We start from the raw sequence: 20,657 nt of genomic DNA, 5'->3' as shown, positions 1-20,657 counted from the left end.
CAATAATTTTGAAAAAACTATTTTTATTGGACGGAATGGCGCTTATTTATCGCGCTCATTTTGCACTGAGTAAAAATCCTCGATTTACAGCAGCCGGTCTAAACACATCGGCTATTATGGGTTTTACCAATACGTTGTTAGAGGTATTGAAAAAAGAACAGCCTACACATATTGCGGCTGTCTTTGATACAGCTGCGCCAACGTTGCGACATCTTGAATTCGAAACTTACAAGGCTCAGCGCGAGGCAATGCCCGAAGATCTTTCTGCAGCTATACCGTATATACACCGACTGCTAGAGGGCTTTAATATCCCTGTCATAACCTTGGATGGATACGAAGCGGATGACATTATCGGAACATTGGCAAAAAAAGCAGAAAAGGAGGATTTTGTAACGTATTGCATGACGCCTGATAAAGATTTTGCCCAGTTGGTTTCGGATAAAATTTTTATTTATAAGCCGGCCCGTATGGGGAATGGTGCTGAGGTTCATGGAGTTCAAGAAGTACTTGATAAATGGGAAGTTGAACGGGTTGAGCAGGTAATTGATATCCTAGGTTTATGGGGGGACGCTGTTGATAATATCCCCGGAATTCCGGGAATCGGAGAAAAGACGGCCAAGAAATTGATTAAAGAATACGGCAGCGTTGAAAACATAATCGCAAATAGCCATCAACTGAAAGGAAAGCAACGGGAAAATGTTGAAAACTTTGCAGAGCAGGGCTTGCTGTCGAAGAAACTGGCCACTATACTTTTAGACGTACCTATTGAGTTAGAAGATAACCGGCTGGAATTAGAAGATCCGGACGCCGAAATTCTAGAACCTCTATTTGCTGAATTAGAGTTTCGTACCCTAGGTAAGAGAGTCTTCGGAGAGGACTTTAATGTGAATGATGCGAAACCTGTGCAAGGTCAACAGTTTGATATGTTTAATCAGCCACAGGGAGGTGCGGAAACTGAGACCTCTCCCGCAGTTGTGCTTCCTGGCAAAAATATATCGAATACAGAGCATGATTATCAGGTTTTGACAGAGTCGGGCCAGATTGACACTCTCATAACACAGTTGAGTCAGGAGCAGGCGATTTGTTTCGACACTGAGACAACAGGAATAGATGCAAATTGCTGTGATCTTATTGGACTTTCATTTTCGGTTTCACCTGGAAGTGCGTGGTATATTCCGCTTTCATTGGAAAGAGAAGAATGTCTTGTAATTTTAAATAAATTTAAAGGGATCCTCGAAAATCCCGATATCACCAAAATTGGACAAAATCTAAAATATGATATATTGGTTCTATCTTGGTATGGTATAAAGATGTGCGGGCCATTATTTGATACCATGCTCGCACATTACTTGATTGATCCAGACTCTCGTCACAATATGGATATTTTGGCGGAGAGCTATTTAGGCTATTCAACAATACCTATTTCGAACCTAATTGGTCCTAAGGGGAAAAAACAGGGCAATATGAAAGATGTCCCGGTTGAGATAGCTGGTGAATATGCTTGTGAAGATGCAGACATTACACTTCAGCTAAAAGAAGCTCTGTTGCCATTATTAGACGCAAATACCTTATTGCTAGCTAATGAGATGGAATTTCCATTGATTTATGTATTAGCTGAGATGGAAAAGGAAGGTGTACAATTAGACGTGGCAGTACTTGAAGAGATATCGAAAGCCATCACCATTGAGATCCGGCAGTTGGAAGAAGAGATACATTCGAAAGCCGGGGTGCAATTTAATATTGCCTCACCGAAGCAGCTGGGCGAGGTTCTTTTCGTTAAGTTGGCTCTAGACCCCAAAGCAAAGAAAACGAAGACAGGCCAGTATCAAACCAACGAAGATGTATTACTACGTTTGGCTCCCAAAAGTGATATCGTACAGGATATTTTAAATTTCAGACAATTGCAGAAGTTGAAATCCACCTATGTCGATGCGCTTCCTCAACTTATAAATAAGAAATCAGGACGCATTCACACTTCGTTCAATCAGGCTGTAGCGGCTACCGGACGACTCAGTTCAACCAACCCGAATCTTCAGAATATTCCCGTGAAGACAGCACGCGGCCGGGAAGTGCGACGCGCCTTCGTCCCAAGAGATAGGGAACATGTAATTGTGGCGGCTGACTACTCTCAAATAGAACTGCGTCTAGTTGCCGAAATTAGCGGCGATAAGAACATGAAAGATGCTTTTATTCAAGGTCTTGATATCCATACCGCTACAGCATCTAAAGTTTACGGTGTAGATCTTGAGTCGGTTACTTCTGAGATGAGAAGAAATGCAAAAGCAGTCAATTTTGGCATTATATACGGTCAGTCAGCCTTTGGTCTTTCTCAGAATCTGGGTATTCCACGTCGCGAAGCCGCGGACATTATTGAACAATATTTTATCCAATACCCTGGGATTAAACAATATATGAATGATACAATCGCCTTTGCCAGAGAGAATGGTTATGTTGAGACGTTATTGAAACGAAGACGCTATCTGCGTGACATTAATTCTCAGAATGCGACGGTGCGCGGTTTTGCAGAGCGAAATGGGATCAATGCCCCGATACAAGGGTCTGCAGCCGATATGATCAAACTTGCAATGATTCAAATTCAGAAGGATATTTGGGAAAAGAGATTAAAAGGAAGAATGACGATGCAAGTTCATGATGAGTTGGTTTTCGACGTTCCTCGTGATGAGGTTGACACGTTTAAAGTCATTGTAGAAAACCGTATGAAAAATGCTATAAACACAGAGGTGCCGATTGTCGTTGAGATAGGTGTAGGGAAGAATTGGTTAGAAGCTCATTAATTAAGATATGTTATTGTCAGCTTTTCAAAATAGATATATAGAAGCGGGTTGCGATGAGGCAGGACGTGGTTGTCTGGCTGGCCCAGTGTTTGCAGCGGCGGTTGTGTTTCCTCCTGATTTTAAACACATCGGGTTGAACGATTCAAAAAAATTGAGCAAGGTTCAGCGCTATGCTTTTCGTGAAGTGATTCAGCGAGAGGCAGTAGCCTTCGCCGTTGCCCAAGTCGATCCAGAAGAAATTGATGAAATTAATATACTAAATGCTTCATTTCTAGCGATGCATAAGGCTGTGGATCTTCTTAAAGTTTCAGCTGAATTCTTGATAATTGATGGAAATCGGTTTAAGCCTTATAAGGCAATACCCCACGAATGTGTCGTGCAAGGAGATGGTAAATATTTGTCGATTGCTGCTGCATCCATCTTAGCGAAGACTTATCGAGATGATTACATGACCGAACTTGCCATGCAATATCCGCAATATGGCTGGGATCAAAATAAAGGATATGCAACTCTGGCACATCGACAAGCAGTGGCTGAGCATGGCCTGAGCCCATACCATAGAAAGAGTTTTCGCACAAAAATAGTCCAGTTGGAAATGTTCGGCTAGAACAAAAAATTGATTACTTTTGCTAAAATCTAAGTCGTTTTTAAAACATGAAGAATACTGCACTAACCGACGTCCACGTATCGCTCGGGGCTAAAATGGTACCTTTCGCCGGATATAATATGCCGGTGCAATACTCAGGAATTAACGCAGAACATGAAGCTGTCCGTAAATCGGTTGGTGTTTTTGACGTAAGTCATATGGGTGAGTTTATCCTCAAGGGTGACCGAGCACTCGATTTGATTCAACGGGTAAGTTCAAACGATGCATCGAAACTATACGACGGTAAAATCCAATATACTTACTTACCGAACGAAGATGGCGGGATTGTAGATGATTTACTGGTGTATCGTATCGATGCAAAAACATATATGCTTGTCGTAAACGCATCCAATATTGAGAAGGACTGGGATTGGATTAGTAAGCACAATACCGAGGACGTAGAAATGGTTGATATATCAGATAAAACGTCGTTGCTAGCCGTTCAGGGACCAAAATCGGTTCGCGTATTACAAGCCCTTACTGACATTGATCTATCTTCCATGGATTATTATACGTTTGCTAAGGGCGTATTTGCAGGAGTAGACAACGTGTTGATCTCCGCTACCGGTTATACTGGTGCAGGAGGGTTTGAAATATACTTTGAAAATTCACATGCCGAACATATTTGGAATGCTGTTTTCGAAGCTGGGAAAGACTTCGATATCAAGCCTGTTGGTTTAGGTGCTCGTGATACATTGCGCTTGGAAATGGGATTTTGTCTTTATGGGAATGATATAGACGAATCAACATCGCCATTAGAAGCTGGACTGGGCTGGGTGACTAAGTTTACCAAGGATTTTGTGAACTCCGATAACTTAAAGAACGAAAAGGAACAAGGTATTAAAAATAAGCTGGTTGGCTTTGAGGTGCTTGATCGTGGAATTGCTAGGCATGATTATGAAATCCAAGACGAAAAAGGGAATCAAATAGGCAGAGTTACTTCGGGTACACAATCTCCATCTTTGAGCAAATCGATTGGATTAGGTTACGTGAAAAAAGATTTCTCGAAAGAGGGTACAAACATATTTATTAATATCCGTAATAAGCCGGTACGGGCTGTTGTGGTGAAGCCACCTTTTATTAAATAATTTAACCTGTCGCCTGTTGAATAAGAATCAGACAAGAACATTGAGCGTTTGCTTGTCACCGGCATTGCTTTCGTCTTATAATTTAGAGGATAGTATCGTTGTTGTCATCGATATTTTTAGAGCATCAACATCTATTTGCTACGGTATTCATAACGGTGCTACATCGATAATTCCCGTGTCGACTGTTGAAGAGTGTCTTAAGTACAGTTCGTCCGGACACTTACTCGCTGCTGAGCGTAACGGCGCCATCGTAGAGGGCTTCAACTTTGGGAACTCACCGTTTTCCTATACGATAGATAAGGTTCAGGGAAAAACGATTGTATTGACAACAACGAATGGTACAAGATCGATTCAGCTATCGAAAAGCAAAAGAGCCAGCAAAGTTTTAGTGGGATCGTTCTTGAATATTACAGCATTATGCAATTGGCTGAAAATCCAGGGCCAATCGGTCGTTCTCTTGTGTGCAGGTTGGAAAGAAAATTTTTCCTTGGAAGATACACTCTTTGCAGGTGCAGCTGTTGAAAAACTCAAAGACGGGTTCCTCATAAAGGACGATGCAGCTCATGCGGCCTTTGACCTTTATCAGCTTGCTAAAGTGGACATCGGCTCATATCTAAAAAAATCATCACACAGCGCACGATTAGAAAAATTGAATATAGAGGCGGATATCAAATTTTGTTTGGAACTCGACACAGTTGATTCCATCCCTGTGCTATCAGGAGATAAGTTGATAAAAATGATTTAGTAAATTAATCCTTAAGCTTCAAATTATTCTTGTGCCGATCCTTATCTCGTTTCGTCTTCTTCTGGATGTTATTCGAGAATGCTTCTGTTAGGTTGACGTTGGTTTGATTTGCTATACAAATTAGAACAAATAACGCATCGGCGAGTTCATCAGCAAGGTCAATGACTTCATCCGACTTTTTGAACGATTGATCTCCATAGCGACGTGCCATAATTCTTGCTATTTCACCAACTTCTTCCATTAATATGGCGGTATTAGTCAGTTCACTGAAATAACGAACTCCAGTTGTTTTAATCCACTGGTCCACGATTTTTTGCGCTTCTTGTATTTCCATCAATAATTGTCTTTGTTGTTTGTATCCATCATAATCGTAACAGGGCCATCGTTTATTAATTCGATTTTCATATCCGCACCAAATATTCCAGTTGCGATTTTTCGATTTAGGCTTTTTTCTAATTCAGCAATCATAGCTTCATAGATGGGAATCGCCGGCTCGGGCTTAGCTGCGCGGATGAATGAGGGGCGATTCCCTTTTTTTGTTGCTGCCAGCAATGTGAACTGAGAAATCAAAAGAATGTTTCCGTCTATATCAATCAAAGACTTGTTCATTAACCCTTGTTCATCGTTGAATATTCTGAGATGTGTAATCTTCTTAGCTAACCAACTGATGTCGTTCAAATCATCGCTGTCTTCTATACCCAGAAGAACTAATAAACCCGCTTTTATCTCACCCGTAATATTACTGTTTACACGACAGCTCGCTTTGCTGACACGTTGAATTACTGCTCTCATCTTCGTCCTTGTGATTTAGTTTCGCGTCTCATTGCCATGATAGATGCTTAAGTAGCTTTGATACCGTGAAGGCGCAATTTCCTCATTTTCGACAGCCTCCAATATGGCACATCCTGGTTCATTTATATGTTTGCAGTTATGATACTTGCATTGATTCCGACGCTCGCGAAATTCGGGGAAAAAATGCCCTAATTCTTGTGGTTCAATATCCACTACACCGAATTCTTGTATTCCAGGTGTGTCAATTATAAAACCACCTTCTGGCAACTCCAGCATTTCCGCGAATGTAGTTGTATGTTTTCCTTTTTCCGACCAGGCCGAGATATCACCCGTTCGTAGTTCAGCAGACGGAATTAGTTGGTTAATCAGCGTAGACTTACCTACGCCTGAATGACCAGCAATGAGTGTTGTTTTATTCTGAAGGTTCCGGCGGAGCTCATCAATATTTTTTCCTTCTAGAGCAGAAATACGAAAACACCGATAGCCTATTTCTTTGTAAATATCCTCAAATTGCTCGAGCACTTCTAGGCCTTCATCGCTAAACAAGTCCAGTTTGTTAAAAATAACAACTGCTGGAATATCATATGCTTCGGCAGTTACAAGAAAGCGATCGATAAACCCTAAAGAGGTCATCGGACTTGCTAGTGTCACGACTAAAATAGCTTGATCTAGATTTGCTGCGATAATTTGGACTGATTTCGAAAGATTGATCGATTTCCGAATAATGTAATTGCGCCTTGGATGCAATTTTGTAATAATACCTTTTTCTTGATCCTCTTCTAAAGAGATGTCAACCTCATCTCCGACTGCAATGGGATTGGTTGAGACTATACCTTTGATTCGAAATTTCCCTTTAATTCTGCAAGAATAAACCTCACCACCAGAAGCCAACACCTGGTACCAACTGCCGGTCGATTTAATCACTAGTCCCTTCATCTAAAAACCCTCTTCATAGGTGTTGATTTGCTTACAATTCAAATCTACGCATAAAGTGAATCTTTTGGAAAGTTTTTTTAACTTGCACTATGGATAATTTCGATTTAAGCTTCCTCAGTATCCGCTTTTTAGATATCATAGACGTACTATTAGTTGCGATAATTATCTATTACATATATAACCTGATTAGAGGTACAATTGCCGTAAACATCCTGGTCGGCTTAATCATCATCTACTTAGTCTTTATCATTGTCCAGCAATCTCATATGCGTTTGCTGACTGAAATATTCGGTGGCTTTATTAGTGTAGGATCAATTGCACTGATCGTTGTTTTCCAACAAGAAATACGAAGATTCCTACTTCATATCGGAAAAAATATATCCTTAAAGAGAAATCGATTTTTTATGTCACTCTTTTTAAATAAGAAAGATGTAGAAAAAGATAATACAGCACGCCTAAAACCTATAGTTGATGCATGCAGAAGTATGCAAAAGTCACGTACAGGTGCACTATTGGTTTTTTCCAAATATTTTGATGAGGAGTATTATCAGAACAGTGGTGAGTATATCGATGCGCAACTCTCCAAGCGCCTATTAGAGAGCATTTTCCAAAAGCATAGCCCTCTTCATGATGGAGCGGTGGTTGTTGTTGACTTCAAAATTAAAACCGCTAGTTGTATCCTACCTCTTTCTGATAGCGAAGATCTGCCCCTACAGTTTGGGTTGCGACATCGAGCGGCGATTGGCGTAACCGAATTGAGCGATGCTGTTGCGGTGGTAGTGAGTGAAGAGACTGGGGAAATTTCCTATGCCAAGCAGGGCAATGTGAATATGAACATTGGCCATGAAGATCTTGAGCGTCTTCTTAATGAAGATTTATAAATGAGAAGCGTATCTCCTAAAATACAATGTTTCAAGATACACTTCTCATGTATTTAATTTTTTTTTAGCAATATTCGTTGAACGCTGCAACAAGGTTGTCGGCAATCATTTGTGCTGGCTTACCTTCAATGTGATGTCTTTCGATCATGTGCACGAGTTTGCCATCTTGAAACAATGCCATGGACGGAGACGATGGCGGGTAAGGTGCCATGTATGAGCGCGCCTTGTCTACTGCATCTTTTTCAACACCAGCAAAAACGGTGACGATCTTCGCAGGTTTTTTTTCATTTTGTATGGCAGCTTTAGCTGCTGGGCGGGCGTTAGAAGCCGCACAGCCACAAACAGAGTTTACAACGACTAAGACCGTTCCTTTTTGATTGATTGCATTATCAACTTCTTCGGGTGTTCGTAAGTCTTCGAAACCTACGTCGGTTAATTCTTGGCGCATAGGCGCTACTAAATAATCTGGGTACATTATGTATTCCTTTCTATGTTAAACTTTTTACAAATATACATGAACCCAACTGGGTGCCAAAATGCTTCTTTCAGTTGAATGTAATAATTGAGCTTTTTGTTTAACAATTTGATAATAAGGTCTAATTCAGTACTTTTGTTTGGAAAATTAAATTAAGAACATATGTCTGTAAAAACCGAATATATCCCCTTCAGAGTTAAAGATTTGTCTCTTGCAGACTGGGGTAGGAAAGAAATTGAATTAGCAGAAGCTGAAATGCCTGGACTAATGGCGCTTCGCGAAGAATACGGAGCATCCCAACCATTGAAAGGCGCTCGTATCGCAGGGTGTCTTCATATGACTATACAGACCGCTGTGTTAATCGAAACACTTACCGCCCTGGGAGCTGAGGTAACTTGGTCGTCTTGCAATATTTTTTCGACACAGGACCATGCTGCAGCTGCCATTGCTGCGACTGGGGTATCTGTCTATGCTTGGAAGGGAATGACGGAAGAAGAATTTGACTGGTGCATCGAGCAAACCTTGCTCTTCGGCGAAGAACGTAAGCCTTTAAACATGATATTAGACGATGGAGGCGACCTAACGAATATGGTTCTCGATCGCTATCCAGAGCTGGTAAGCGAAATCAAAGGTCTTTCAGAAGAAACAACTACGGGAGTTCATCGCTTGTATGAGCGTATGAAAAATGGCACATTACCTATACCGGCGATCAATGTGAACGACTCAGTTACGAAATCGAAGTTCGACAACAAATACGGGTGTCGTGAGTCACTAGTTGATGCGATCCGTCGTGCGACAGACTTGATGTTGGCAGGAAAGGTGGCGGCTGTCGCAGGTTTCGGAGACGTAGGGAAAGGCTCCGCAGAATCTTTACGCAGTGCTGGTGTCCGTGTGATTGTATCTGAGATTGACCCGATTTGTGCTTTGCAAGCAGCGATGGAAGGCTTTGAAGTTAAAAAGTTTAGTAATGCTGTAAAAGAAGCAGACATCGTAGTGACGTGCACAGGTAATAAAGATATTGTACGCGCTGAACATTTTGAGAGTATGAAGGATAAAACCGTTGTGTGTAATATTGGGCATTTCGATAATGAGATCGATGTTGCTTGGCTGAATCAAAAGCACGGTGCTTCTAAAGTAGAAATTAAACCACAGGTGGATAAATATACGATTGATGGGAAAGATATTATTTTACTAGCCGAAGGTCGTTTGGTTAATTTAGGTTGTGCAACCGGACATCCATCATTTGTGATGAGTAATTCCTTTACTAATCAGACTTTGGCGCAAATTGAGTTGTGGAAAAATACGGATCAATATGAGAACAAGGTATATACGCTTCCGAAGCATCTAGACGAGAAAGTGGCTGAATTGCATCTAGCTAAGATTGGTGTTGAACTTGACGTTCTTACACCCGAACAAGCTCAATATATAGGTGTCACCGTGGAGGGGCCTTTCAAGTCGGAACATTATCGCTACTAAAAAATGACAAAGCTTTCTGTAAACATCAATAAGATCGCTACGCTGCGAAACTCGCGAGGGGGGGATACTCCTAATGTTCTACAAGCTGCTCTAGCATGTGAAAAGTTTGGTGCCCAAGGTATCACGGTTCATCCCCGCCCAGACGAGCGACACATCACATACGAAGATGTATATACACTGAAAGAGCATATACGTACCGAGTTTAATATTGAAGGGAATTGTCAGGAGCAAAAATTCATCGATTTAGTTATAGCAAATAAACCAGCTCAGGTAACCTTGGTTCCTGATGCCCGAGGTCAGATTACATCTAACCATGGTTGGGATACCGTTAAGGAGCGTGATTATTTACGGGATATGGTATCGTTGTTTAAAGAACAAGGGATACGAGTTTCTATATTTGTAGATCCCGATGTTAGAATGGTTGAAGCTGCAAAGGAAACTGGTACCGATCGCATTGAGCTTTATACAGAAGACTACGCTCTTAACTATAAAAAAGCTAGTGCTGAGGAAGCTCTCGAACCCTACTTGAACGCTGCTTTGGCAGCTAAAGATTGTGACTTAGGTTTAAATGCAGGCCACGATCTCGACTTGGATAACTTGCCTTATTTTGCAAAGAATATGCCTGGGTTATTAGAAGTGAGTATTGGTCATGCATTGATTTCAGACGCTCTCTATATGGGCTTAGAGGAAACGATTAAAAGCTATCGGGAGGCACTCGCATAGAGCGGAAACAAGATTATCTATTAGATTATTTATATAAAAAAATGCCGATGCTGTTAAAACGACACCGGCATTTTTTATGGAAAATAGTTTTGGATTAGAATCTTTCAATCTGAGAGAAAAAGAAGCTGCCCTCAATCTCGGCATTTTCATCCGAATCAGATCCATGTACCGCATTCGCTTCAATCGATTCAGCGTACTTTTTTCTGATTGTCCCTTTAGCTGCTTCCGCCGGATTTGTCGCTCCGATCAGTTTTCGGAAATCTTCGACTGCATTATCTTTTTCTAGGATCGCTGCGATAATCGGTCCTGAACTCATGAAGGTAACCAAATCACCGTAAAAAGGTCTTTCTTTGTGTACTGCGTAGAAGGCACCTGCATTTTCTTCCGTCAATTGAGTGTATTTAAGTGCGATAATTTTAAATCCCGCACTCGTGATATCATTTAGAATTGCTCCTATATGCCCGTTACTTACAGCATCAGGTTTAATCATTGTAAAAGTTCTGTTCGTAGCCATATTTAAATCTTTTTTGCAAAAATACAGTTTTATTCCGAAAGCTACCATCACACGGTTCATTATGAGCAGAAACGCTTTCTTAGCGAGATGAATACAAGAAAAAACGTGAATAGGTTTATAGATAAATTTTTATAGATTTGCTTTCTTGAATTAGGCGCATGTTATTGTTAAATGAACTAAAAGAAAAATTAACTAAACGACAGAAAATCGTCATTACAACACACTTTAAACCAGATGGTGATGCAATGGGTTCTTCATTAGGATTATATCACTGGTTGAAAGGACATGGCCATGAAGTTGACTTGATAGTACCTTCTGATTATCCCTCATTTTTATTCTGGATGCCAGGCCAGGATCAGGTAATCGTGTATCCCACAAATAAGCAAAAAGCCGATCAACTGATAGAAAATGCTGATATCCTCTTCTGTTTAGACTTTAATAATCTTTCTCGTATTCACGACATGGCACCAAGTGTCAGAAACGCTAAGGGAACGAAAGTCATGATCGACCACCACTTGACACCGGAAGGCTTCGATGATTTTAGGCATTGGGACAATCATGCGGCTGCAACCGCTCAATTGGTATATGACTTTATCGTTAACCATTTTGACGATCGCTCGGCGATCACGCCTGATATTGCAACTTCATTGTATACGGGAATCATGACTGATACAGGATCTTTCAGATTTCAATCTACTACCGCTGAGGTTCACTTAATTGTAGCTGACCTGATCACGTTAGGAGCGGAGAATTGGAAAATTCATGAACATATTTTCAATAGTTCTACTGAAAATCGTTTGAAGTTCTTGGGATTCTGCCTTCTCAATCGTTTAGAAGTAATACCTGAATATAACACCGCGCTTTTTGCTGTTAGTTCGGAAGATCTAAAAACATTTAACGTAACTACCGGAGACACCGAAGGTCTAGTCAATTATGCATTGTCAGTAAGTGGTATTCGTCTTGCCGCCCTGATTATTGATCGGACTGAGCGCGTAAAACTTTCTTTGAGGTCGATCGGCGACATACCGTGTAACGAAATCTGTAGCGCTTATTTTGGTGGTGGCGGGCATAAAAATGCCGCCGGAGGACAGTCGACTGAGCCTATGACTCAAGTTGTAGAAACATTTAAATCAATTTTACCGAAATATAAAAATCTTTTAACTTAGAAAAATCGAAACAAAAAAAATGAAAAAATCAATTGTTATTTTAGGCTTTGCGGTGCTCGGTCTAACTGCATGTCAGCAATTCCAAGAAGGAGAAGGCGGGATGCAATATAAAATTATTAAGGATAACGGACAACCTAAAATTCAAGAAGGTGACTTCATATCTGTAGGTGCAATTATTAAAACCGAAAACGATTCTCTGCTTGTGAGCACCTATGAAACAGGACAGCCTACATACATGGCAGCTCAAAAGCCAATGTATGAGGGTGATATCATGTCGGCACTATTCAAATTAGGAAGCGGTGATAGTGCTGTTTTCAAATTTAATATCGACAGCATGGTTGCACGTGGCATCCCTAAACCCGAAGGGATCGAAGGGTCTTATTTGGTATATACTTTCAAAGTAAATCATGTAATCCCCAAAGGTGAGCTCTCGGATAGCGTATTTCATAGCCAAGTGGAGGAGTATATTGCGGCTGAACAAGAAAAGGTGAAAAACGCTGAAGCGGGTATCATTGAAGGCTTTATAGAAAAAGAGAACTTGACTACTCAGACGACGGAGTCGGGTCTTCAATATGTTATTGAAGAAGAAGGAAATGGCCCGATTGCAAAAGTTGGCGATACCGTGACCGTTAATTACACAGGACGGTTCTTAACCGGCGAAAGAAAAGTTTTTGATACTTCTGTTGAAGCAGTCGCCAAAGAAGCTGGAGGTAATGTTTACAATCCTCAACGTCCTTATGAACCTATATCCATTCCAGTAGGCCTTGGGGCAGTTATTCCAGGATGGGACGAAGGCTTGCAGTTGCTTCCCGAGGGATCAAAAGCGCGTCTGATCGTCCCTTCGAAACTTGCTTATGGGGAACAAGGTGCTATGAATGCAATTGCGCCGTATACACCCTTAGAATTTGAAGTTGAAATTGTTGAGGTAACTCCACAAAAAGAAGAATAGAATATTTTTAAAAAGCGCCGACAAGGCGCTTTTTTTATTGTTTTTATTGTCATGCAGCTAACCGACACCCATACGCATATTTATTACCACGCTCAGAGTCCGGAACTTCAAAAGCAGATTGATCGTTGCTTAGCAAATCATATTGAACGATTGTTTCTCCCGAATGTTGATCTTAGTTCGGTTGATCAGGTAATGCAAACGGTAGCAGCTTATCCTGATTATTGTTACGCAATGCTGGGCTTACATCCATGTAGCATAAAAAAAGAAGGCTTTAGGGACGAGCTATTAAAATTAGAAAGAATTTTAGATCAACATACGATTTACGCTGTTGGTGAAATCGGATTAGATCTTTATTGGGATAAAACGACGTTCGATGAACAGGTTGAGGCTTTTAAGATTCAGGTAGTTTGGGCGACAGAGCGTAACTTGCCTATTGTTATCCATTGCAGGGAAGCTTTTGATGAACTGTTCATATTATTAAATAAGTTAAAAAGCGAAAAGCTGAGAGGAATTTTTCATTGTTTCACAGGAGACTATGATCAAGCCTTGAAGGCCATTGACTTTGGTTTCTACCTTGGAATAGGCGGCGTCGTTACATTTAAGAATGCAGGCCTTGACAAGGTCGTGAAGGATATCCCTCTAGAGCACATTGTTTTGGAAACTGACTCGCCATATTTGGCACCGGTACCATTTCGTGGGAAAGAGAATGAAAGCAGCTATCTGCTCCATATCGCTCAGAAAGTAGCTGACCTTCATCATCTGCCTTTAGAAGATATAGCGGCAATAACTACGCAAAACTCTAAAAATATTTTTGGAGTTTAATCTTCTTTATTAACTTCGGGGCTTGCCTATAAATTTTCGAATGAATCATATTCTGATAATATACACTGGTGGAACCATCGGTATGGTGATGGACGAACAGACAGATTCGTTTGTACCTTTTGATTTTGACTTAATCAGTAAAAATGTTCCTGAGCTCAATCGTCTCAATTATAAGTTAACTGTTTGCTCTTTCGATCCAATTATTGATTCATCGAATATGACTCCGGAAATCTGGGTTGAGATGGCAGAAATAGTTCGGCGGAATTATGACGAATATGACGGTTTTGTTATCCTCCATGGATCGGACACGATGGCTTTTTCGGCTTCCGCATTGAGTTTTATGCTAGAAGGCTTGCAGAAACCAGTAGTTATTTCCGGGTCACAACTGCCCATCGGTGAAATTCGTACCGATGCTCGGGAAAATCTAATTACGGCGCTTGAGATCGCGTCTGCGAAAAAGGGAGATCGCTCTCTTGTTCATGAAGTCGGTATTTATTTCGACGGACAGTTATATCGTGGTAATCGAGCTTTTAAATATAATTCAGCTAAGTTTGAAGCGTTTCGGTCACCTAACTACCCTGTTCTGGTTGAGGCTGGAGTTCATGTCAAATATAACGAATCGGCATTGCAAGATAATAGTGAAAAAGAGTTTATTGTGCATACCAAAATGGACAATTCAATTTCGGTGTTAAAATTATATCCGGGAATTAATGATAAGGTCGTTCGAAGTGTGCTCGAGTCGGATGCACGTTCCGTCATCATGGAAACATTTGGATCGGGGAATACAACAACGCAGACGTGGTTCCTTAATTTATTGCGGGAAGCTATCCGAAATAACAAGAATATCGTAAACATTTCACAATGCCGCGTTGGGTCCGTAGAACTAGGTCGTTATGAAACTAGCAAATGGTTAAAGGACATGGGCGTACTCAGTGGTTATGATATGACCTTTGAAGCTGCCGTTACGAAACTGATGTACCTGCAAGGTGAATTTGAAGATCAACACGACGTTGCTCGCTGGGTAGAAGTGAGTCTCCGTGGTGAATTAACACAAAGTGCGTACTGACCTTATTCATTGATGCCTTCAAGCTTGAATAGAAAAGCATAGTTTAATGCTACATCATTTAAATAATCGAATCGGCCCGAAGCGCCGCCATGTCCAAATTCCATATTTGTATGCAGCAATACAACTTGATCGCCCGTTTTAGTTGCGCGTAACTTCGCAACCCATTTTGCCGGTTCAAAATATTGTACCTGGCTATCGTGCAGTCCAGTAGTTACCAAAAGGTTCGGGTAGTTTTGAGCCTCTATATTCTCGTACGGCGAATAGCTTTTCATATACATATAGGCATCCTCTTCTTTCGGATTACCCCATTCATCAAATTCATTGGTTGTCAAAGGGATACTTTCATCCAGCATTGTATTAACAACATCGACAAAGGGAACTTGGGCAATGACTCCGTTCCATAATTCGGGGCGCATATTAATAATCGCTCCCATAAGCAAGCCTCCTGCGCTCCCACCTTGCGCGTATAGATGCTCGGAGGACGTATATCCTTCTGTTATCAAATGTTCCGCACAGTCGATGAAATCTGTGAAGGTGTTTTTCTTCTTCATTAGTTTGCCGTCCAGGTACCATTGTCTTCCCATTTCTTGGCCCCCTCGGATATGAGCTATTGCAAAGATGAATCCGCGGTCGAGGAGACTTAATCTGTTAGGGCTAAAGGAGGCGTCAATTGAATTGCCATACGAACCATATGCATATAATAGAAGTGGAGTTTCGGAATTTCGTGCTAGATCTTTCCGGTATACCAATGATATGGGTACTTTTTTCCCATCGCGGGCAGTTGCAAAAATTCTCTCCGTAACATAATCTTCGGGGGAATACGTACCTAACACTTCCTGCTGTTTCAACAGTGTTTTCTCACCTGTTTCGAGATCATACTCGAAAGTAGAGTTTGCGGTTGTTAGCGATGCATAATTATAACGAAGTTCGGTCGATTCAAATTCCCGGTTACTACTTGTATAGGTCGTATATGCGGGCTCTCCGAAATCTAAGTAGGAACTTTCACTGTCCTTTAAGTTTCTGATATTTAGTTGCGTCAATCCATCCTTCCGCTCCGAAATTACAATAAAGTCTTTAAACTCATCTACGTCCTCAAGCAATACGTCATTTCGGTGTGGAATGAGCTCCTGCCAATTAATCACCTCGGTGCGTTCGAAACTTGTCTCCATCACCCTAAAATTCTGTGCGTCTAAATTGGTTAGAATCAAAAATTTATCTTCTAAAGCTATGACATCATAGAGCACATTCTCCATTCTTGGTTGAAATACGGTAAATGGATCATTCGGCTGGTCCGCATCGATATATCGAGTCTCAGAATTTGTCGTAGCCTGAGAATGGATGTAAATAAATTTCCCAGATTTTGCTTTGGAGACCCCAATGTAATTAGAGGGGTCTTGCTCATGATAGACTACGACATCATCAGCGGTATTGATACCAATCCGATGTTTTTTGATTTTCTCGCTCAATAGCGTCGATTCATTCTTTGATGTATAAAACAATGTTCTGTTATCATTGGCCCAAACGGAGCCACCGGTCGTATTGCTTAGTCTGTCTTGGAGGACTTCGCCTGTTTTAATATTTTTTATATGGATGGTATATTGTCTCCTCGAAAGCGTGTCTACTCCGTAGGCGATTAGCTGATTGTCCGGACTTACGTTAAACCCTACAGCTGCAAAATAAGCATAGCCCTCAGCCATTTTGTCGACATCCAATAGGATCTCTTCCGGCGCATTTAGGTTGCCTTTTTTTCTACAAAATTTAAAATATTCGCTTCCCTCTTCTGTGCGCGTATAATAATAATAACCGTTTTGGTAATAGGGAACCGATTCATCATCTTTTTTAATCCGTCCCTTCATCTCTTTGAATAAACTTTCCTGCAAGTCTTTAGTTCCAGACATCATGGTCTTTAGATATGCATTTTCAGCTTCCAAATAGTCAATTACTGCGGAGCTACCGGGACCTTTCTTAAAATAGTCATTTAGCCAGAAGTATTGATCTATAACGGTGTCCTGATGAATAATACGTGTATAGGGTTTGGTTTCAGCCACAGGAGCATTTGCGTCCGGCCAGTCGGTATTCTTGTCTGTCATCGTCTTTTGAGAACATGCCATTATGAAAAGGCAAAGGATAAGTAGAATGTTTTTCAAAATTTAATTGTTCTGATTGCAGAAACAAGATCGTAATTTTTTTTAACAAAAAGGCTTTGATATATTTGATACATGCGAATTTTAATTGTTTGTTTAGGTAATATCTGTAGGTCGCCCTTGGGTCACGGTTGTTTAGAACATTTGGTCAGTGAAGCCGGCCTAGAATGGGAGGTTGATTCGGCAGGTACGGGTGCATGGCATATAGGTAATATGCCAGATAAGCGAGCAATTGCGGTTGCAAAGAAGAATAATATTGATATATCACATCAGCGCGCACGCCAAATTCAGACAAGTGACTTTGACAAATTTGACCATATCTTCGTGATGGATCAACAGAACTATGATGATGTATTAGCTCTGGCGGCCAATGATAAACAACGATCGAAGGTGAAGTTATTTCTAGGAGAAGAAACTTATGTAAAAGATCCTTACTGGGATGACACGTTGTTTGAACCTGTCTTCAATCAGATTTTTGAGCACTCGCGACAATTGATAGAAGAATTGAGTAACAAACCGACGAATACCGAATAGCCACGGAAAACATATTGTTATTGCCAATAAAAAAGGGTTGCTTGAAAAAAAGCAACCCTTTTGGATATTAGTTATTATTCCTTAAACCAGTAATCGAACCGGCTCTTCCAATAGATTTTTTAGAGTCTGTAAGAATGCCGCGCCTGTTGCACCATCAACAACACGATGGTCACAGCTTAAGGTAACTTTCATAATGTTTCCTGGAACAATTGCACCATTCTTTACGACTGGTACTTGCTGAATACCGCCTACTGCAAGAATACACGCATCGGGAGAGTTAATGATCGCTGTAAACTCATCAATACCAAACATTCCTAAGTTCGATACAGTAAATGTAGATCCCTCCCAATCAGCAGGTTGAAGTTTTTTTGCTTTGGCCTTTTGAGCAAAATCTTTCACTTCCGCCGAGATGTGTGAAAGCGACTTTCCGTCTGCAAAACGCACAACCGGCACCAATAGACCTTCATCAACAGCAATCGCAACACCAACATTCACATGCTCGTTATATCTAATCTTATCGCCTTGCCATGAAGAATTAACATTAGGATGTTGCTTCAATGCTACTGCGACTGCTTTCACTACTAAGTCATTAAATGAAACTTTAACGGGAGCTACCTCATTGATTTTTGCCCTTGCAGCCATTGCACTGTCCATATCAATTTTCATTGTCAGATAGAAGTGAGGTGCTGTAAACAGACTTTCTGATAACCGTCTTGCAATGGTTTTACGCATTTGCGTCACCGGTTTTTCGGTGTAGCTTTCTTCACCTACAAATTGAGGAATATTAATTGTTTTCTCACCACCAACTTCTTCTTTACGAGTAGGTGCAGCTGTTTCAGTTTTGCTTTCTTTCGGTTTGAAGCCCTCGATGTCTCTCTTTACAATTCGTCCCCCTTCGGCTGATCCTTGAACATCTTTAAGGTCAATGCCTTTCTCTTTAGCCATTTTTCTTGCCAAAGGAGAAGCTTTAATCCTATCGTCTGAAGAGGAGCTAGTATCTTTCGAATCAGATGATGAAGAGGCTGACTCACTGCTAGAATCACTCTTTTCCGTATCTTCTTTTTCTGTATCTTGTTCTTTCCCTTTATCGCTATCTGTATTTTTCTGATTTAATAAAGGCGTAATGTCAGTGCCTTTTGGCCCGACCATAGCAATAATATCATTTACTTTAGCAGCTTCGCCTTTTTCCAAACCGATATATAACAAGGTGCCATCCGCATACGCTGTTACCTCCATTGTTGCCTTATCCGTTTCCACATCAGCAATGGCATCGTCGCTTTTTATTTCGTCTCCTACTTTAAAGTTCCATTCCGCGATCACCCCTTCTGTCATCGTATCACTCAAAAGAGGCATCGTGATAACCGTAACTCCCAGGTCCTCCGCCGTTACGTCACTGCCAGATTCACTATCAGAACTCTCCTCTTTTTTCGTCTCTTTTGCTTCGTCGTCCTTCTTTTTATTATCGGCGTTATTTTCTTTTTCTCCGGAGTCTGAGTCGCTCTCTTCTTTTAGCAGTGCCTCATAATTTTCCCCTTCTTCCCCTAAAACTGCAATTACCGCATCGATAGGGACTGCCTCTCCTTCTTTTGGGCCAATGTAAAGCAACGTACCATCTTGGTAAGATTCGAAATCCATTGTCGCTTTGTCAGTTTCAACTTCTGCTATAACATCTCCAGAACTTACTTTATCACCAACTTTTTTATGCCATTTAGCGATTACCCCTTCAGTCATGGTGTCGCTCATTTTAGGCATTCGAACTACTTCAGCCATTCTTATTTATTTGAGTTTCGTTAAAAATCTATTAAATGTTAGTTATGTATGAACGGATAATCCTCCTGCGCGTACACATCTTTATATAGCTCGTCCACTTCAGGAAAAGGAGAATCTTCTGCAAACTTAACAGCATCAGCTACTATTTGTTTCACTTCAGCATCTACTTCCTCAAACCATTTTTCGTCTGCATATTTCTTTTTCGTGATCGTATTTTTAACAGAAATAATCGGATCTCTGCCTTTATATGATTCCAGCTCCTCTTTTGTGCGATACTTTGCAGGGTCAGACATCGAGTGTCCTTTATAACGATACGTACGGATTTCAAGGAAGGTTGGGCCGTCTCCCTTCCGGGCACGAGTAACCGCTTCATCCATTGCGTTATGTACTGCAACGACATCCATGCCATCAACAGGTGCGCTCGGCATATCAAACGCAAAGCCCATTTTGTAGATATCTACCTGGTTAGTGGTACGTTTTAATGAAGTTCCCATAGCATAGCCATTATTTTCGCAAACGAAAATTACGGGAAGTTTCCAAAGCATCGCCATGTTTAAAGCCTCGTTGAAAGCACCTTGGCGTACAGCTCCATCTCCCATATAGCATACGCAAACATTATCGGTACCGTTAAATTTTTCTGCAAAAGCAATTCCGGCGCCAAGTGGTATTTGTCCGCCGACAATCCCGTGTCCACCCATAAACTTATGCTCTTTGCTGAAAAAGTGCATGGAACCTCCCTTGCCCTTTGAACAGCCGGTTGCTTTTCCATACATTTCAGCCATTGCTTCGTTGGGGCTCATCCCTTTGGCAATTGCGTGGGCGTGATCACGGTAAGCCGTAATCATTGAGTCCTCAGCTTTGATAACCGACATCGTTCCTGCAACCACTGCCTCCTGGCCGATGTTGAGATGGCAAAAGCCTCTTATTTTCTGTTGACCGTATAACTGACCAGTCTTTTCCTCGAACTTACGCATGAGCAGCATAGATTTATACCACTCTAAATAGGTTTCTTTTGTAATCGCTATTGAACTCATTTTTACGTATTAATAATATCTTAAATTGCGGTACGCAAATCTAATCAATTGATTTGAATTATGATAATATGCAACCTTAATTTTAAATTGTGTATAGTATT

General features: G+C 41.0%; 20 protein-coding genes. 12 read left to right on the top strand and 8 right to left on the bottom strand.

What is annotated here, in order from left to right; translation table 11 throughout:
* Window positions 1–8: 8 nt before the first annotated feature.
* From polA to WKR92_RS06225, 4 genes are read left to right on the top strand one after another with little or no spacing between them, the layout of a single operon-like run.
* Window positions 9–2,795 carry a DNA polymerase I gene (gene polA, locus WKR92_RS06240; RefSeq protein ID WP_375556962.1) on the top strand — a complete coding sequence of 929 codons (2,787 nt, stop codon included), beginning with the start codon at window positions 9–11 and terminating at the stop codon, window positions 2,793–2,795.
* 7 nt (window positions 2,796–2,802) lie between these two features.
* The gene (rnhB, locus tag WKR92_RS06235; protein ID WP_375556961.1) at window positions 2,803–3,402 is read left to right on the top strand and encodes a ribonuclease HII; all 600 of its coding nucleotides are present in this window, start codon (window positions 2,803–2,805) and stop codon (window positions 3,400–3,402) included.
* A gap of 47 nt (window positions 3,403–3,449) precedes the next feature.
* On the top strand, window positions 3,450–4,529 hold the full coding sequence (gene gcvT / locus WKR92_RS06230; RefSeq protein WP_375556960.1) for a glycine cleavage system aminomethyltransferase GcvT: 1,080 nt from the start codon (window positions 3,450–3,452) through the stop codon (window positions 4,527–4,529).
* Between the two features lie 16 nt (window positions 4,530–4,545).
* Complete coding sequence (locus WKR92_RS06225; RefSeq protein ID WP_375556959.1) at window positions 4,546–5,274, top strand: 2-phosphosulfolactate phosphatase; 729 nt, start codon at window positions 4,546–4,548, stop codon at window positions 5,272–5,274.
* Window positions 5,275–5,278: 4 nt separating this feature from the next.
* Here the strand turns inward: WKR92_RS06225 and WKR92_RS06220 are convergent, their stop codons facing one another.
* The 3 genes from WKR92_RS06220 to rsgA are packed head-to-tail and all read right to left on the bottom strand — an operon-like array spanning window position 5,279 to window position 7,002.
* The gene (locus WKR92_RS06220; protein WP_375556958.1) at window positions 5,279–5,608 is read right to left on the bottom strand and encodes a nucleotide pyrophosphohydrolase; all 330 of its coding nucleotides are present in this window, start codon (window positions 5,606–5,608) and stop codon (window positions 5,279–5,281) included.
* Entirely contained in the window at window positions 5,608–6,066 is a 459-nt protein-coding gene (gene dtd / locus WKR92_RS06215) for a D-aminoacyl-tRNA deacylase (RefSeq protein WP_375556957.1), read from the bottom strand. Before dtd ends, WKR92_RS06220 begins: the two co-directional genes overlap by 1 nt.
* 15 nt (window positions 6,067–6,081) lie before the next feature.
* Complete coding sequence (gene rsgA, locus WKR92_RS06210) at window positions 6,082–7,002, bottom strand: ribosome small subunit-dependent GTPase A (RefSeq protein WP_375556956.1); 921 nt, start codon at window positions 7,000–7,002, stop codon at window positions 6,082–6,084.
* An 89-nt stretch (window positions 7,003–7,091) separates the two neighbouring features.
* Here rsgA and cdaA point away from each other — a divergent pair, with 89 nt between their 5' ends.
* Window positions 7,092–7,883 carry a diadenylate cyclase CdaA gene (gene cdaA / locus WKR92_RS06205; protein ID WP_375556955.1) on the top strand — a complete coding sequence of 264 codons (792 nt, stop codon included), beginning with the start codon at window positions 7,092–7,094 and terminating at the stop codon, window positions 7,881–7,883.
* Window positions 7,884–7,947: 64 nt separating this feature from the next.
* Here cdaA and WKR92_RS06200 read toward each other — a convergent pair whose 3' ends face one another.
* Window positions 7,948–8,358 carry a BrxA/BrxB family bacilliredoxin gene (locus WKR92_RS06200; RefSeq protein ID WP_375556954.1) on the bottom strand — a complete coding sequence of 137 codons (411 nt, stop codon included), beginning with the start codon at window positions 8,356–8,358 and terminating at the stop codon, window positions 7,948–7,950.
* Window positions 8,359–8,520: 162 nt separating this feature from the next.
* Here WKR92_RS06200 and ahcY point away from each other — a divergent pair, with 162 nt between their 5' ends.
* Window positions 8,521–9,834: an adenosylhomocysteinase gene (gene ahcY, locus WKR92_RS06195; RefSeq protein WP_375556953.1), complete on the top strand. Its 1,314-nt coding sequence runs from the start codon at window positions 8,521–8,523 to the stop codon at window positions 9,832–9,834.
* Window positions 9,835–9,837: 3 nt separating this feature from the next.
* On the top strand, window positions 9,838–10,557 hold the full coding sequence (locus WKR92_RS06190; protein WP_375556952.1) for a pyridoxine 5'-phosphate synthase: 720 nt from the start codon (window positions 9,838–9,840) through the stop codon (window positions 10,555–10,557).
* A 94-nt stretch (window positions 10,558–10,651) separates the two neighbouring features.
* On the opposite strand, the gene WKR92_RS06185 is transcribed toward WKR92_RS06190, so the two are convergent.
* Window positions 10,652–11,071, bottom strand: a complete 420-nt coding sequence (locus WKR92_RS06185) for a nucleoside-diphosphate kinase (protein WP_375556951.1) — start codon at window positions 11,069–11,071, stop codon at window positions 10,652–10,654.
* Window positions 11,072–11,229: 158 nt separating this feature from the next.
* On the opposite strand from WKR92_RS06185, the gene WKR92_RS06180 reads away from it, so the two are divergent.
* Genes WKR92_RS06180 through WKR92_RS06165 form a run of 4 tightly spaced genes read left to right on the top strand, consistent with a single transcriptional unit; the run spans window position 11,230 to window position 15,074 of the window.
* A complete protein-coding gene (locus WKR92_RS06180) occupies window positions 11,230–12,237 on the top strand; it encodes a DHH family phosphoesterase (RefSeq protein WP_375556950.1) in 1,008 nt (335 codons plus the stop codon).
* A 19-nt stretch (window positions 12,238–12,256) separates the two neighbouring features.
* On the top strand, window positions 12,257–13,186 hold the full coding sequence (locus WKR92_RS06175; protein WP_375556949.1) for an FKBP-type peptidyl-prolyl cis-trans isomerase: 930 nt from the start codon (window positions 12,257–12,259) through the stop codon (window positions 13,184–13,186).
* Between the two features lie 51 nt (window positions 13,187–13,237).
* Window positions 13,238–14,008 carry a TatD family hydrolase gene (locus tag WKR92_RS06170; protein WP_375556948.1) on the top strand — a complete coding sequence of 257 codons (771 nt, stop codon included), beginning with the start codon at window positions 13,238–13,240 and terminating at the stop codon, window positions 14,006–14,008.
* A gap of 40 nt (window positions 14,009–14,048) precedes the next feature.
* On the top strand, window positions 14,049–15,074 hold the full coding sequence (locus WKR92_RS06165) for an asparaginase (protein ID WP_375556947.1): 1,026 nt from the start codon (window positions 14,049–14,051) through the stop codon (window positions 15,072–15,074).
* 2 nt (window positions 15,075–15,076) lie between these two features.
* On the opposite strand, the gene WKR92_RS06160 is transcribed toward WKR92_RS06165, so the two are convergent.
* Entirely contained in the window at window positions 15,077–17,185 is a 2,109-nt protein-coding gene (locus WKR92_RS06160) for a S9 family peptidase (protein ID WP_375556946.1), read from the bottom strand.
* A gap of 108 nt (window positions 17,186–17,293) precedes the next feature.
* Here WKR92_RS06160 and WKR92_RS06155 point away from each other — a divergent pair, with 108 nt between their 5' ends.
* Window positions 17,294–17,752, top strand: a complete 459-nt coding sequence (locus tag WKR92_RS06155) for a low molecular weight protein-tyrosine-phosphatase (protein WP_375556945.1) — start codon at window positions 17,294–17,296, stop codon at window positions 17,750–17,752.
* Window positions 17,753–17,833: 81 nt separating this feature from the next.
* Here the strand turns inward: WKR92_RS06155 and WKR92_RS06150 are convergent, their stop codons facing one another.
* Together WKR92_RS06150 and pdhA are read right to left on the bottom strand one after the other, a co-directional pair.
* Complete coding sequence (locus WKR92_RS06150) at window positions 17,834–19,522, bottom strand: pyruvate dehydrogenase complex dihydrolipoamide acetyltransferase (protein ID WP_375556944.1); 1,689 nt, start codon at window positions 19,520–19,522, stop codon at window positions 17,834–17,836.
* Between the two features lie 38 nt (window positions 19,523–19,560).
* A complete protein-coding gene (gene pdhA / locus WKR92_RS06145; protein WP_375556943.1) occupies window positions 19,561–20,556 on the bottom strand; it encodes a pyruvate dehydrogenase (acetyl-transferring) E1 component subunit alpha in 996 nt (331 codons plus the stop codon).
* Window positions 20,557–20,657: the final 101 nt, after the last annotated feature.

The sequence above is a fragment of the Albibacterium profundi genome (assembly GCF_042159835.1).
In the GTDB taxonomy this organism is placed as follows: domain Bacteria; phylum Bacteroidota; class Bacteroidia; order Sphingobacteriales; family Sphingobacteriaceae; genus Albibacterium; species Albibacterium profundi.
The sequence above is the reverse complement of the archived record's forward strand: the minus strand, read 5'-3'. Positions and strand labels throughout refer to the sequence as shown.